The sequence below is a fragment of the Arthrobacter sp. Soil763 genome (assembly GCF_001428365.1).
GTDB lineage: Bacteria > Actinomycetota > Actinomycetes > Actinomycetales > Micrococcaceae > Arthrobacter.
Genome location: NZ_LMSH01000002.1, coordinates 663,069 through 675,558, shown reverse-complemented (window position 1 = coordinate 675,558; position 12,490 = coordinate 663,069). Strand labels below are relative to the sequence as shown.

The 12,490-nt window shown below is 69.5% G+C and carries 14 protein-coding genes and 1 tRNA gene; 6 read left to right on the top strand and 9 right to left on the bottom strand.

Features of this window, described 5'->3' with window-relative positions; translation table 11 throughout:
- Positions 1-17: 17 nt before the first annotated feature.
- The 3 genes from ASG71_RS06765 to ASG71_RS06755 are packed head-to-tail and all read left to right on the top strand — an operon-like array spanning position 18 to position 3,254.
- Complete coding sequence (locus ASG71_RS06765; RefSeq protein ID WP_056737891.1) at positions 18-533, top strand: Lrp/AsnC family transcriptional regulator; 516 nt, start codon at positions 18-20, stop codon at positions 531-533.
- 7 nt (positions 534-540) lie between these two features.
- Positions 541-1,536 carry a magnesium/cobalt transporter CorA gene (gene corA / locus ASG71_RS06760; RefSeq protein ID WP_056737890.1) on the top strand — a complete coding sequence of 332 codons (996 nt, stop codon included), beginning with the start codon at positions 541-543 and terminating at the stop codon, positions 1,534-1,536.
- Positions 1,537-1,592: 56 nt separating this feature from the next.
- The gene (locus ASG71_RS06755; RefSeq protein WP_056737889.1) at positions 1,593-3,254 is read left to right on the top strand and encodes an ABC1 kinase family protein; all 1,662 of its coding nucleotides are present in this window, start codon (positions 1,593-1,595) and stop codon (positions 3,252-3,254) included.
- A gap of 10 nt (positions 3,255-3,264) precedes the next feature.
- Here the strand turns inward: ASG71_RS06755 and ASG71_RS06750 are convergent, their stop codons facing one another.
- The 9 genes from ASG71_RS06750 to galU form a co-directional block, all read right to left on the bottom strand.
- Positions 3,265-3,594, bottom strand: a complete 330-nt coding sequence (locus tag ASG71_RS06750; protein WP_056737888.1) for a hypothetical protein — start codon at positions 3,592-3,594, stop codon at positions 3,265-3,267.
- 34 nt (positions 3,595-3,628) lie between these two features.
- Positions 3,629-5,221, bottom strand: coding sequence for an ABC-F family ATP-binding cassette domain-containing protein (locus tag ASG71_RS06745; protein ID WP_056737887.1), 1,593 nt, complete (start codon positions 5,219-5,221; stop codon positions 3,629-3,631).
- A 280-nt stretch (positions 5,222-5,501) separates the two neighbouring features.
- On the bottom strand, positions 5,502-6,098 hold the full coding sequence (locus ASG71_RS06740) for a hypothetical protein (RefSeq protein ID WP_056737886.1): 597 nt from the start codon (positions 6,096-6,098) through the stop codon (positions 5,502-5,504).
- Positions 6,099-6,294: 196 nt separating this feature from the next.
- On the bottom strand, positions 6,295-6,636 hold the full coding sequence (locus ASG71_RS06735) for a YnfA family protein (RefSeq protein ID WP_056737885.1): 342 nt from the start codon (positions 6,634-6,636) through the stop codon (positions 6,295-6,297).
- 151 nt (positions 6,637-6,787) lie between these two features.
- Positions 6,788-6,860, bottom strand: a tRNA-Ala gene (locus ASG71_RS06730).
- 48 nt (positions 6,861-6,908) lie between these two features.
- Positions 6,909-7,709, bottom strand: coding sequence for an SDR family oxidoreductase (locus ASG71_RS06725; RefSeq protein ID WP_056737884.1), 801 nt, complete (start codon positions 7,707-7,709; stop codon positions 6,909-6,911).
- A gap of 79 nt (positions 7,710-7,788) precedes the next feature.
- A complete protein-coding gene (locus ASG71_RS06720) occupies positions 7,789-8,733 on the bottom strand; it encodes a hypothetical protein (protein WP_235563946.1) in 945 nt (314 codons plus the stop codon).
- 99 nt (positions 8,734-8,832) lie between these two features.
- The gene (locus ASG71_RS06715; RefSeq protein ID WP_056737882.1) at positions 8,833-9,474 is read right to left on the bottom strand and encodes a GNAT family N-acetyltransferase; all 642 of its coding nucleotides are present in this window, start codon (positions 9,472-9,474) and stop codon (positions 8,833-8,835) included.
- Positions 9,475-9,478: 4 nt separating this feature from the next.
- Positions 9,479-10,384: a UTP--glucose-1-phosphate uridylyltransferase GalU gene (gene galU, locus ASG71_RS06710; protein WP_056737881.1), complete on the bottom strand. Its 906-nt coding sequence runs from the start codon at positions 10,382-10,384 to the stop codon at positions 9,479-9,481.
- 106 nt (positions 10,385-10,490) lie between these two features.
- Between galU and ASG71_RS06705 the strand changes: the two genes are divergently transcribed.
- The 3 genes from ASG71_RS06705 to ASG71_RS06695 all read left to right on the top strand — a co-directional run bounded on the left by ASG71_RS06705 (position 10,491) and on the right by ASG71_RS06695 (position 12,454).
- The gene (locus ASG71_RS06705; protein WP_056737880.1) at positions 10,491-11,108 is read left to right on the top strand and encodes a 5-formyltetrahydrofolate cyclo-ligase; all 618 of its coding nucleotides are present in this window, start codon (positions 10,491-10,493) and stop codon (positions 11,106-11,108) included.
- A gap of 123 nt (positions 11,109-11,231) precedes the next feature.
- A complete protein-coding gene (locus ASG71_RS06700) occupies positions 11,232-11,501 on the top strand; it encodes an FmdB family zinc ribbon protein (protein ID WP_056737879.1) in 270 nt (89 codons plus the stop codon).
- Between the two features lie 89 nt (positions 11,502-11,590).
- Positions 11,591-12,454, top strand: coding sequence for an RcpC/CpaB family pilus assembly protein (locus ASG71_RS06695; protein WP_082574922.1), 864 nt, complete (start codon positions 11,591-11,593; stop codon positions 12,452-12,454).
- The last annotated feature ends 36 nt before the right edge of the window (positions 12,455-12,490 follow it).

The window sequence follows — 12,490 nt, the reverse complement described above, 5'->3', positions numbered from 1 at the left end:
AATCGAGGCACGCCAGCATGAACCGGAGTGATGATTTGAACAGCCCGGACCCCACCGACCTGAAGATCCTGCTCGAACTCATCAAGGACCCCCGCGTCCAGATCGGGGAAATCAGCGAGACCCTCGGTATCGCCCGGAACACGGCCCAGTCCCGGGTCCGGCGGATGCTGCGCTCGGGCCTGCTGCACGACGGCGGCCGGGAAATCGACCTCGAAGCGGTGGGTTACGACGTCGTCGCCTTCGTGACAATCGAGGTCAACCACCGCGAGCTCGACGGCGTCGTCGGCGCCCTGCGGCTGATCCCCCAGGTCCTGGAGGTGCACGAGATTTCCGGCCGCGGCGACGTCTGGTGCCGGGTGGTCGCCACCGACACGCACAACCTCCAGGCCGCGCTGCGCTCCATCCTGCGGATCAAGGGGGTGATCCGGACCGAGACGGTGCTGGCACTGCACACGCACATCCCGTACCGGACCGAGCCGTTGATCAGCCGGCTGGCGCAGGGAAGCGCGCTGGCGCCGGGACGGAAGGGATAATGAGCCGGTGACTATCATCGACAACGCCGTCTACGTGGACGGTGTCCGCAGCGCCGAGCCGCAGAGCCTGGAACAGACGTTTGAGACCCTGAACCGGCACGGCGGGATGGCCTGGATCGGCCTCTACCGGCCGACCGAAGGCGAAATGGCCGCCGTCGCCGCCGAGTTCAGGCTCCACCACCTCGCCGTGGAAGACGCGATCTCGGCCCACCAGCGCCCGAAGCTCGAACGCTACGACGACAACCTCTTCACCGTGCTGCGGCCCGCACGGTACCTGGACGAGACCGAAACGGTCGAGTTCGGCGAACTCCACGTCTTCACCGGCGAGAACTTCGTCGTCACCGTCCGGCACGCTGAGACCGGCGGCGTGGCCCAGGTGCGGCGGAAACTCGAACGGCGCCCCGACCTCCTGTGCCACGGCCCGGAGGCGGTGCTGTACGCCTTGATGGACCAGGTCGTGGACGACTACGTGCCCGTCGTCGCCGGGCTGGAGAACGACATCGACGAGATCGAGGACCAGCTGTTCAGCGGCGATCCCACCGTCTCCCGCCGGATCTACGAGCTGGCCCGTGAAGTCATCCAGTTCCAGCGCGCCATCCATCCGCTCCCGGCCATGGTCCAGCTGCTGCGGCGCGGCTTCGAAAAGTACCAGGTCAACACCGAACTCCAGCACAGCCTCCGCGACGTCGAAGACCATGTGGAGCGGCTGATCTCCCGCGCCGATTCCTTCCGCGACCTGCTGCAGAACGCCCTGACCCTGGACGGCACCCTGACCGCCAACCGCCAGAACGAGGCCAGTGCCGAACAGAACGAACAGGTCAAGAAGATCTCCTCCTGGGCCGCGATCTTCTTCGCGCCGTCCTTCGTGGCCGGGGTCTACGGCATGAACTTCGAGCGGATGCCGGAGCTGCACTGGACCTTCGGCTACCCGATGGCGATCGGCATGATGGCGGGCACGGCGGCGATCATGTACGGGATCTTCAAACGGAAGGGCTGGCTCTAGCCGGCTCCCCGGCCCGTTCCCGCCGCGGCACCGCACGCCGCGTGTAGTCTGGCCGCATGAGCGCGCGGCGGGACCGGTTCCGGCACATCGTGGAGACCCTGGGCAGGCACGGCCTGGGGTTCGCCATCGGCTATCTGGGCCTGGACCGGTTGCCCCTGCCGGGCCGCCATGCGGGCCAGCGGACGCCGGCCGGCGGTGTTCCGCTCCCGGCCCGGATCCGGCTGGCACTGGAGGACCTGGGGACCGTCTACGTGAAGTTCGGCCAGATCGCCTCCACCCGCCCCGACATCCTGCCCGCGGACTACGCCGCCGAGTTGGCCAGGCTCCAGGACGATTCGCCGCCTGTTCCCGTGGCCGGGATCCGCCACGTCATTGCCGAAGAGCTCGGTCCGCGGGCGGAGCCGCTGCTGACCACCCTGCACGAGGAACCGCTGGCCACCGGATCCATCGGCCAGGTTCATGAGGCCACCGTCCCGGCAAGACGCGGCGGAACCGCCGACGTCGTGGTCAAGGTCCGCCGGCCCGGCGTCGTCGCGCAGGTGAACGAAGACCTGGAGGTCATGGCGGAGCTGGCGAGGCGGGCCGAGCGGGCGTCCGCCGCCGTCGCGGGCTACCACGTTGCCGCCCTCGTCGAGGAGTTCTCCCAGACCCTGCGGGCAGAGCTGGATTACCTGCAGGAGGGCAGGAACGCGGAGCAATTTGCGGACAACTTCGCCGGTGACGACCGCGTCCACATTCCCCGGGTTTTCTGGGAAACCACCACGTCCCGCGTCCTGACGCTGGAACGCGTCCGCGGGATCAAAATCAACGACGTCGCCGCCCTCCGCGCCGCCGGGATCGACTCCGGAGAGCTCGCCGTCCGGGCCTGCAACGTCCTGCTGAAGATGGTCTTCGAGGACGGCTTCTTCCACGCGGACCCACATCCGGGAAACTTCTTCGTCGAACCCGACGGGCGGTTGGGGATCATTGATTTCGGCATGGTCGGCCAGATCAGCGACGCGGCCCGCTGGAATCTGGTCCGGGTGTTGCTGGCGGTCGTGGAAGAGGACGCCGCACGGCTCACCACCGCGATGGTGCAGCTCTGCGGCGCGGCGGAGGCCGCCGACCAGGCCGGCCTGCAGGAGGCCCTGGGCCGGCTGGTGGCCCGCTATGCCGGCCGGCCCCTGGCCCAGGTCCCGATCGTCCCGGTGCTGGCCGAACTGGCCGGTTTGCTCCGCACGCACCGGCTTCGGCTGCCGCGCGAGGCGGCCCTGATGGTGAAGATGCTGGTGATGGCCGACGGACTGGGCAAACAGCTCGACCCCGGCTTCGAGCTGACCGAGCAGCTGGCCCCCTTCACCCGGCGGATTATCCTCGGCCAGCTGTCCCCCGGGGCGCTGGCTGGGCAGCTGAAGAAATTCGGCTGGGAGGCGCTGCGGTTCGGCGCGGAGGCCCCCGATCTGGCCCGCCGCCTCCTGGACGTGCTGGAGCGCGGCGGCCTGGACGTGCACCTGCGGGCCGATGAGCTGGACCGCCTGATGGACAAGGCCGAACGCACCGGCAACCGGCTTGTCGCGGGCCTGATCACGGCAGCCCTGATCGGCGCCGTCGGCGAGCTGGTGTCTGTCCAGCCGGACCGCTGGCCCGGCTGGCCCAAGGCGCTCTTTACCGCCGGGCTGGGCGGGGTCGGCGTGCTGGGAGGCTATCTGGCGGCCACGGCACGGCACCGCCGCCGCTGAGCCTGACGCGTCAGGGCGCGGAACGGCGGTTGCGGGCCAGGACCACCAGCCGCGCGAACGCCAGGACGAAGGCCGTTTCGATCACTGCCATCAGCCCCAGCCACAGCCACTGTCCGCGGCTGATGAAGTAGATGGCGCCGCAGACGACCAGCACGCTTCCCAGAACCAGGGCGTACACCGCAAACCCGAAGGCGACGCGGGCGCTGCGCACCCCGGTGCGGAAGCCGAAGCCCTGCGGCGCACCGCCCGGAAGGCCGCCGACGCGGTCCTGCCCGGCCGGAGGGAGCCGGTCGAATTCCTCCCACGGATCCGGCCCGTGGTCCCGGCTCTTTTCGGCCATGGCCCTATTATCCGCCGCTTTAGCCCGGGCGGCCTTAGGCGGCCCGCTGGCCGACTTCGCCGGGGGCCGCGCCGGCGGCACCGAAAACGAGCAGGCGAGTGGCGATTTTCTCGGTGAAGAACCGGTCATGGCTCACCACGACGACCGCGCCGGGGAAATGCAGCAGCGCCCGCTCCATGACCTGGGTGCTCGAAAGGTCCAGGTGGTTCGTGGGCTCGTCCAGCAACAGCACCGACGCGCCGGAAAGCAGGCACTGTGCCATAGCGACGCGCGCCTTCTGGCCGCCCGAAAGGTTGCCGATCTTCTGCTTGAGGTCGGCCTCGGAAAACTGGAACATCGCCAGGAAACGGTTGACGGATTTCTTCGTGGCGCTGAAGGCCAGGCTGTCCGGCAGGGCGTTGACGGCGTGGGACACGGTGTCGCCGTCGTCAAGGTCCTCCAGCATCCGGTTGTAGGACACGAAGCCGGGGCCCTTGGCCCACGCCACCGCGCCGGCGTCGGGGCCCTCCTCGCCGGTCAGGACCCTCAGCAGGGTGGACTTCCCGCTGCCGTTCGCGCCAAGCACCGCGATCCGGTTGCCCTTGCGAATCTCGAAGCTCAAATCGTCGAACAGGACCTTCTCGCCGTAGGACTTGCCCAGCCCCTCCACCCGGCACAGCACGTCCTTCACGTGCAGGCCGCCGTAGATCTCGGTTACAATCTGGTCCACCGGCCTGGGGGTCCGGGATTTCTTGATCTTGGCCAGCTGGTTGCCCAGTCCGCGGCTGGCGGTCTTGGCCGCTTCGCGGCGGTCGGCGATGCCTTCGGCCTCAAACGCGAGCAGCTCGGACTCGTGGACGAACTGCTGCTCGAGGGTCTTGAGCCGGAATTGCTTCTGGACCACGTATTCGCCGAAGTTCCCGGGGTATTCGTGCAGGTGGAAGTTCTCCACCTCGATGATGCGGGTAACGACGGCGTCCAGGAACGTCCGGTCGTGCGAGACGATCACGGCCGCTCCCTGGAAGCCGCGGAACCAGTTCTCCAGCCATTCGACGCCGGCCACGTCCAGGAAGTTGGTGGGCTCATCGAGCAGCAAAACGTCCGGGCCCTCGAGCAGGATCTTGGCCAGCGCCGCCCGGTTGCGCCAGCCCCCGGACAGTGCATCGATCGCACAGTGACGGTGGGCGTCATCGAACCCCAGCGTGGTCAGCACCGAGTCGATGCGTCGTGGGTAGTCCCAGCCGTCGAGGCGCTCCATGTCCACGAACAGTGCCGCCTGCCGCCCGATCAGACCGTCCAGCTCGCCGGCGGCGGGGTCGTCCGCGATGGCGGCATCAATGGCGGCCAGCTCGGCCTCCACGGCCTTGATCTCGCCGAAAAGGCCGTCAAGGACCTCAGTGATGGTCGAGTCGCCGTTCAGCTCGGAGAACTGGGAAAAGTAGCCCACCCTGGTGCCGGGTTCAATGCTGACCGTGCCGGTGTCCGGAGCCACCTGGTCGAGGACCAGCTTCAAGAGGGTGGTCTTGCCGGATCCGTTCTTGCCGATGAGGCCCACCCTGTCTCCGGGTTCGAGCCGGAAGAACGCCTCGCGGAGAATCGGGGTGTTGTCGAAGCGGACGCTGACGTCATGCAGCCGGATTAGGCTCACTAATGCTGGCCTCTCAAGGGATCCTGGCTGGCGGGCCAGGCGGCCTGCGGGCCTCGATTCAGACTATCCGGTATTGGGAAAGCGTCGGCACACACTGACGGTCGAACGGTTCAGCGGGACCCTCCCGCGTTGGCGGCTGGCTGGCCGACCGGGCCTGCACACCCACTCCACAGGCGCGGACATGCCCGTCTTGGGCCGGCCCTGACCAGTGCGGCACGACAGGAGGCCGGGAACAGCGATGGCCCCCGTCCGGGGCGGACGGGGGCCATCGCTGGAGCGGCTACTTGCCGGATTTACCCTGCTTGGCGTGCGTGCTGGGGGCCGCTTTCGGCGCCTCGGCGTGGCGCGGAGCGGCCGGGACTGCCGGCCCTGCCCCGTACGACGGCGCAGCCGGGGTGGCGGAGTGCGCGGAGCGGTGCTCGGCTGCCTTGGCGAGTCCGGCAGCCCGGTGGGCGGCGGCGTTCTCGTGGGCCCAGGCGCTGTTGCCGCCTTCGGTGGACTCGTCCTGGTCTTCGCCGGACTCGTCGTCATCGGTGGGCGCCGGCGCGGGGACCGTCTCGGTCGGTTCGGGCGCGGGGACCGTCTCGGTCGGTTCGGGCGCGGGGGCCGTCTCGGTTTCGGTCGGCTCCGGCGCGGGCGCGGTCTCGGTTTCGGTCGGCTCCGGCGCGGGGGCCGTCTCGGTTTCAGTCGGCTCCGGTGCGGGCGCCGTGCCGGTCTCGGTCGGCTCCGCGGAGACGGTTGCGGTGGGATCGGAGCCGAGCTCCGACGTCGTGGAAGCCATGGCGACGCCAGTGCCGCCGGTGACGACGACGGCAGCGACAACCGTCGCCTTGCCTGCGGTGCCGAGGGCGTTGAGCCAAGTGAAGATTGCTGCCAAGGGGTGGTCCTTCCAGAGTGCTTGCGGTAACGGCGGCCGGCGGTTCCGGGGGTGGCCGGACGCAACGTTACCGAAGGGAAACCATGGTTTTGGCCCGGCGGGGCATTCCTGCGTATTTCCTTGGGAAAAACAAGGCCGGGCCCGCTGGGCGCCCCGGCGCCGACCTACCCTGGCGGCGCCCGGCAGCCGGCGGAACCTAGGCGACCGGACCGCGAGGCGCGAACATGATCACGCCCACCCCCACGAGGCAGATCAGCGAGCCCACCACGTCCCAGCGGTCGGGCCGGAACCCGTCGAACGCCATGCCCCACGCCAGCGAGCCGGCAACGAAGACGCCGCCGTAGGCTGCCAGGATGCGGCCGAAGTGCGCGTCCGGCTGCAATGTGGCAACGAAGCCGTAAAGCCCCAGGGCGACGATCCCGATCCCGGCCCACCACCACGCCCGCCCTTCCCGGACTGCCTGCCACACCATCCATGCCCCGCCGATCTCGGCGGCCGCAGCAAGGACAAACAGCAGGACGGACTTTGCAACGTTCATGTCACTTATCCTCCCCCAGAACGGCTTTGAGCTCTGCGCGGGCGGCGGCTCGCCAGCACCGGGCCGGGAACGCAGGCCGCAGCCAGCGGCCGGACATGGCGAAGGCCCCCTCGGTTCGGCGTCGCCGAGGACCGAGGGGGCCCGCAAATTGTGGAGCTAAGGAGATTCGAACTCCTGACCTCTTCGATGCGAACGAAGCGCTCTACCAACTGAGCTATAGCCCCGTAGCAACGCCGTTCCTTGAGGGGAACGGCGTTATCAACGTTCCTAGGCTACAAACTATCCGTCCGCATTGCCAGCCAGCCCCGGAATGTCTGCGTGCCGTGTCGTTCCCCGGGCACCAGATTGTCACCGGTCCGCAGGTATTTGCCCATCCCGCCAGGCAGCGGCAGCTCCACCACGCGGCCGCGCGACCCCGTGGCCTGCTGCCAGGTCACAGCCAGTTCGCGCATCCCCAGGATCTCCGGACCGCCGATGGTCCGGGCCCGGTGCCGCATGCCGGTAGGCGCCTCCAGTGCCGCGTCGATCAGTCCCGACGCGACCTCGGCCGTCGCGATCGGCTGGAACCGGGCCCCTTTGAACACGGGAATCACGCGCAGCTTCGAGCCTGAGGCAAAGATGCCTGCGAGCAAGGAGTGGAACTGTGTGGCCCGCAGCACCACAGTCTCCAGCCCGGACTGCTGGTAGACCCGTTCCTTGGCCGCTTTCGACCGGTAATAGCCGAAGCTGCTGCGGTCGCAGTTGACGATTGACAGCAGCACGGCCCTGCCGACTCCGGCATCCTGGGCGGCGGCCAGCAGCCGGGCTCCGCCGTCGGCAAAGTTCTTCAGCGCTTTCCCCGACCGCCCCTCCAAGGCGTCGATGACGACGTCGGCACCGGCCAGTGCCGCGTCCAGCCCTTCCCCGGTGGCGACGTCGGCGCGGAAGTAGTCCACGCCGGCGACATGCCCCGGTGTGCCCGGTGCGGGCGGGTTGCGGCTGAGAACGGCCACCTGGTGCCCTGCCAGGATCGCCTGGCGCACCACCTCGCGGCCCACCTGCCCGGTGCCTCCGGCAATACAGAGTCTGGTCATGCACGTCAGGCTACCGTCCGCAGGCACCAAAAAGCCCCGGTTGGCCGCCGTGGCGGCCCTCCGGGGCGGTGGGAACGATTTAGGCCCGGCGCCTCTGCAGCACGTCGTCGAGGTTGCTCAACGCGCTCTGGCCGCGGCCCAGGGGCTTGGCCTCGGCCTGCTCGGGCTGCCGGACCGTGCCCTGCTTCAGCGACGGCTTGCCCACGGCTTTCGGCGCTTCCGGGAGGTCCAGCGGCTCGGGCGCGGCGCGTTCGGCCTTGGGGGCTTCCACATAGGTTGGTTTCGGAACCTCCACCGGCTCCCAGCTGGACCCTTCCGCGGCGGGATCGCCGGTGCGCCGGACGGAGGTGTCGCCCGAGGCTGCGGCCTCGGCGAGGGCAGCCTGGCGCAGCTCGTCAGCGGTCAGCGGCCGGACGGCAGGCTCGGCATCGACGCTGCCCGCTTCCGCGTCGAACAGCGGGCTTTCCTTGGCAGGTGCGGCCGTACGCCCGGCCGCCGGCTCCTCAGAGCGGTCCCGCGCCGGGGACTGCATGGCGGAACGGAACGCGGCGTCGAGCTTGCGGCGGCGATCGCGCACCGCGAGCCGGCGCAGCAGCACGACGGCGGCAACAGCGCCCAGCAGCGTGCCCACCGGCAACCAGCCGGAGCCCAGCCCAAAGAGCCGCAGGATGCCGGACACGATCCCGGTGAACAGCGAGAGCACACCCAGGACGAACACCGCCAGCCGGCCGTACTTGATCCGGAAGGCAGGTGCGGCAGGCTTGGAGCCGCCGTCGACGTCGATGGTGCCTCCGGCGTGGCCGGGTCGTTGCGTGCTCGTCATCGGGGTCTCCTGCGGGGCAGCCGTCTTCAGAAGAATTCCGGCCTGGGGGTCTGCTTTGCCTGCGTCCACGGCGTCCATCATGAGCTCCCCCACCGGCTGCAGCCGGTGGGGGCCGTTCCGGAGCATGTAGGGAGCCACCCATACGATCCAGAGCGCAACAGCAATGACGAGGATCACTGAGCTGCTAAGAGGGAAGTCCACAGTCAAAACCGTATGAGGTGGACGGCGGGGCGGGCGGCATTGGGGGCGGTGTGTCGCGAGTGAACTGCCAAATCAGTGGATATATGACGAAAGGGCTGGTCAGGCCCGGGTTTCCGGAGGGCCGGCGGGGCCCTGCTCCAGCCAGCGCGCGAGGAGGCCTCCGGGGACCTCCTCGGCAGTCAGCGCGAAGGTGCGGTGGTCCGCCCATTGGCCGTTGATATGCAGGAAGCGGGGCCGGTAGCCTTCGTCGCGGAACCCGAGCTTTTCCACCACCCGCAGGCTGGGCCGGTTCTCCGGCCGGATGTTGATCTCCATCCGGTGCAGCCCGAGGGTGTTGAAACAGTAGTCGGTTGCCATCGCCACGGCGGTCGGCGCGATGCCCCGCCCCGCGTGGCCCTGGTCAACCCAGTACCCGAGGGTGGCCATCATCGCCGAACCCCAGACGATCGAAGAGACCGTCAGCTGGCCCACGATCACCGGTTCCCTGACGCCCGGGGTCCACGATGTGATGACGAACGGCAACGCGGTGGCCTGGGCTGCCTGAGCCTTGAGCGAGCGCACCATTTGCCGGTAGTCGGGCAGGCCGCCCCCGGGCAGCGGGTTGGAGGCCTCCCAGGGCGCGAGCCACTGCTCGTTACGGGCGCGGAGTTCGCTCCATTCACGCCGGTCCCGGTACCGGATGGGCCGCAGCACCAAGTCGCCGCACTCAAGTGTCACCGGCCAGGTGAAGCCGCCCGCCACGGAACTAGTGCGTCAGGCCGGAGGCGAAGCCGGGCAGCCATTCACGCAGGCCGGGGCCAAGGTCCTCGCTGTCGCAGGCAAGCTGGACGCACGCCTTGAGGTAGCTGAGCTTGTCGCCCGTGTCGTAGCGGCGGCCGCGGAAGACGACGCCGTAGACGCCGTAGCCCTCGCCCTCGCCGGCGGAAAGTTCCTGCAGCGCGTCGGTGAGCTGGATTTCGCCGCCGCGGCCGGGCTCGGTCCGCTCGAGGACTTCAAAGACGGCCGGGTGGAGGACGTAGCGGCCGATGATGGCCAGGTTGGACGGGGCCTCGTCGACGTCGGGCTTCTCCACCAACTGCTTGATCCGGACGTAGTCCTCACCTTCGACGGCCTCGACATCGGCGCAGCCGTAGGCGCTGATCTGTGACGGCTCGACCTCGATCAGGGCCACAACCGAGCCGCCGGTCTTGGCCTGCACCTCGATCATGGTGCTGAGCAGCTCGTCGCGGGCGTCAATCAGGTCATCGCCCAGCAGGACGGCGAACGGTTCGTGGCCGACATGCTGCTTGGCGCGAAGCACGGCGTGGCCCAGCCCCATCGGGTCGCCCTGGCGGACGTAGTGGATGTCGCCGAGGTTGCTCGCGGCCTGGATAGACTCGAGTTTGGCGGTGTCGCCCTTGGCCTCCAGCGTCGCTTCCAGCGTGGGCACGCGGTCGAAGTGATCCTCGAGGGCCCGCTTGTTGCGTCCGGTGATCATCAGGACATCGTTGAGGCCCACGTTGACGGCTTCTTCGACGACGTACTGGATGGCGGGCTTGTCGACGACGGGCAGCATTTCCTTGGGCATCGCCTTCGTGGCGGGGAGGAAACGGGTGCCGAGGCCCGCTGCGGGGATGACGGCCTTGCGAACGGAGGCGTTGGGTGTAATCACTGGACTAATCTAACCGAGGGGGCAAATCATCAGGTAATTGCCCCCGCCGGCATGGCGGCCGCGGCAGACCGTCTGCGGCGCCGCCCGGCCGAAAGGATGCCAGCGCATGAGCTCCAAGGAAGAGATCCGTTCCCGCCACCGGTTGCGTCGTGCAGCGCTGTCCCCGCGGGAGCTCGACGACGCGGGGGCGGCCATCGCCCTTCACGGGCTTGAGTGGGCGTCGGCCCTGGCCGGGGACGGACCGCGCACCTTCGCCGCCTATCTCGGCGTGGGATCCGAACCGCCGACGGCGCCGCTGCTCGCCGCGCTCCATGAGGCGGGCCACCGGGTGCTGCTGCCTGTGTGCGAGCCGCGTCTGGCCTTGTCCTGGGTGTACTGGACCCCCGCGTCGGAGTTTGTCCGCAGCCGTTACGCGCCCATCCAGGAACCGGCCGGGCAACGCCTGGAGACGGCCGTGATGCGCACGGTCACGGGGATCTTCCTGCCCGCCACCGCCGTCGACCGTTCCGGCAACCGCATCGGCCAGGGCGGCGGGTACTACGACGTCTTCCTGGCGGCCCTGGCGGCGCTGTTTCCGGACCGTGCCGGTGGGCGCGGCCCGCTTCCGACGGCGGCCGTGGTCTACGACGCCGAAGTCCTCCCCGCCGGCAGTATTCCGGCGGAGTCTTTTGACCAGAAAGTCGCCGGCGCCGTGACGCCGGGAGGGGTCGCGGAGCTTTCCTAGAAGCCTTCCCCGGATGCTAGAATTGGCACTCAGGCCCTGCGACTGCTAATGCGGCTTCCGGAGACGGGAACCAGCAACACGGCAGCACGGGATCTGATCGTTTGTCCTAGAGGAGGAACCCCAGTGCCCACGTATGCATACGCCTGCAAGGACTGCAGCCACGCCTTCGAGACCGTGCAGTCGTTCACGGACAGCTCCCTGACGACCTGCCCCGAGTGCCAGGGAACCCTGCGTAAGAAGTTCAACAGCGTCGGCGTCGTCTTCAAGGGCTCCGGCTTCTACCGGACGGACTCACGCGACACCAAGGGCAACAGCGTGGCCCCTGCCGCCGCACCGGCAGCATCCGCCGCCGCTTCTTCCGGGTCCGCCGCGGCGCCGGCCGCCGCCAGCTAGCCACCCCGCTTCGCGGTCCACCGCGCGGATGTCCACATAAGGCCAGCCGGGCCTGACTCCGGCGGTCGACCCGGACGTAGCGTGGGGGCATGTCCGCTCCCGGCTTCGGCCTTCCGTTCATCGCCCCTCAGTCCGGCGCCCTGCAGTCCGGCGCCGGACTGGCGGCGTCCGCGCACTTTGGCCCCGCCCGGCGCGGCGTGTCCCGGGAAGCGGGTGCCCGGCCCGGCCGCCTGCTGGACCGCCAGGTCCTGCGCGGTTCCGGGCCGCGCCCCGGCCGCACCCCGGGGCGTACGCGCGGCGGCCTTCCGCCGCGGCGGCGGCTTCGTCGCTGGCTGGGCCGGCACCGCAGGCTGGCAGTGGCCCTGTTGCTGTCCCTGGCGGCGGCCACCGCCGTGCAGCAACTGACCCCCGTCCCGGCCGCGACTGTGCCGGCGTGGGCTGCGGCCCGGGACCTCCCGGCGGGCCGCGTGCTGCTTTCCGCCGACCTCATGGCGGTCAATGTCTCCCCGGACGCGCTGCCGCGCGGGACTCTGGCGCGTGAGGCGCTGGAAGGCAAGCAACTCGCTGTGGCCATGCGCAAGGGCCAGCTCCTCGCCGACGCACAGCTCGTCGGCCCGGGTCTGCTGGCCGGTAGCGCACCCGGTTCGGCCGCCGTGCCGCTCCGAATGGCCGACCCTGCCTCGGTCCAGTTGGTCTCCCCCGGCCAGCTGGTCAACGTCGTGATGACCAGCGGCGGTGACTATGAGAGGGCGGGCACCGGGGAGGTGCTCGCCGCCGCGGTTCCGGTCCTGTGGACCTCGGCGCAGGGCGGTGGGGCGGGGACATGGCTCGACGCCGGGGACGCCGACGGGCTGATGGTGGTCGCCGCGGACCCGGCCCAGGCCCGGAAACTTGCCGGGGCCTCGACCCAGGGAAAACTGTTCTTCGTCCTCGTCGGTGCACGGCCAGACTAAGGACTGCGGCCGGGGATGCCGGCACGGCGTCGGCGC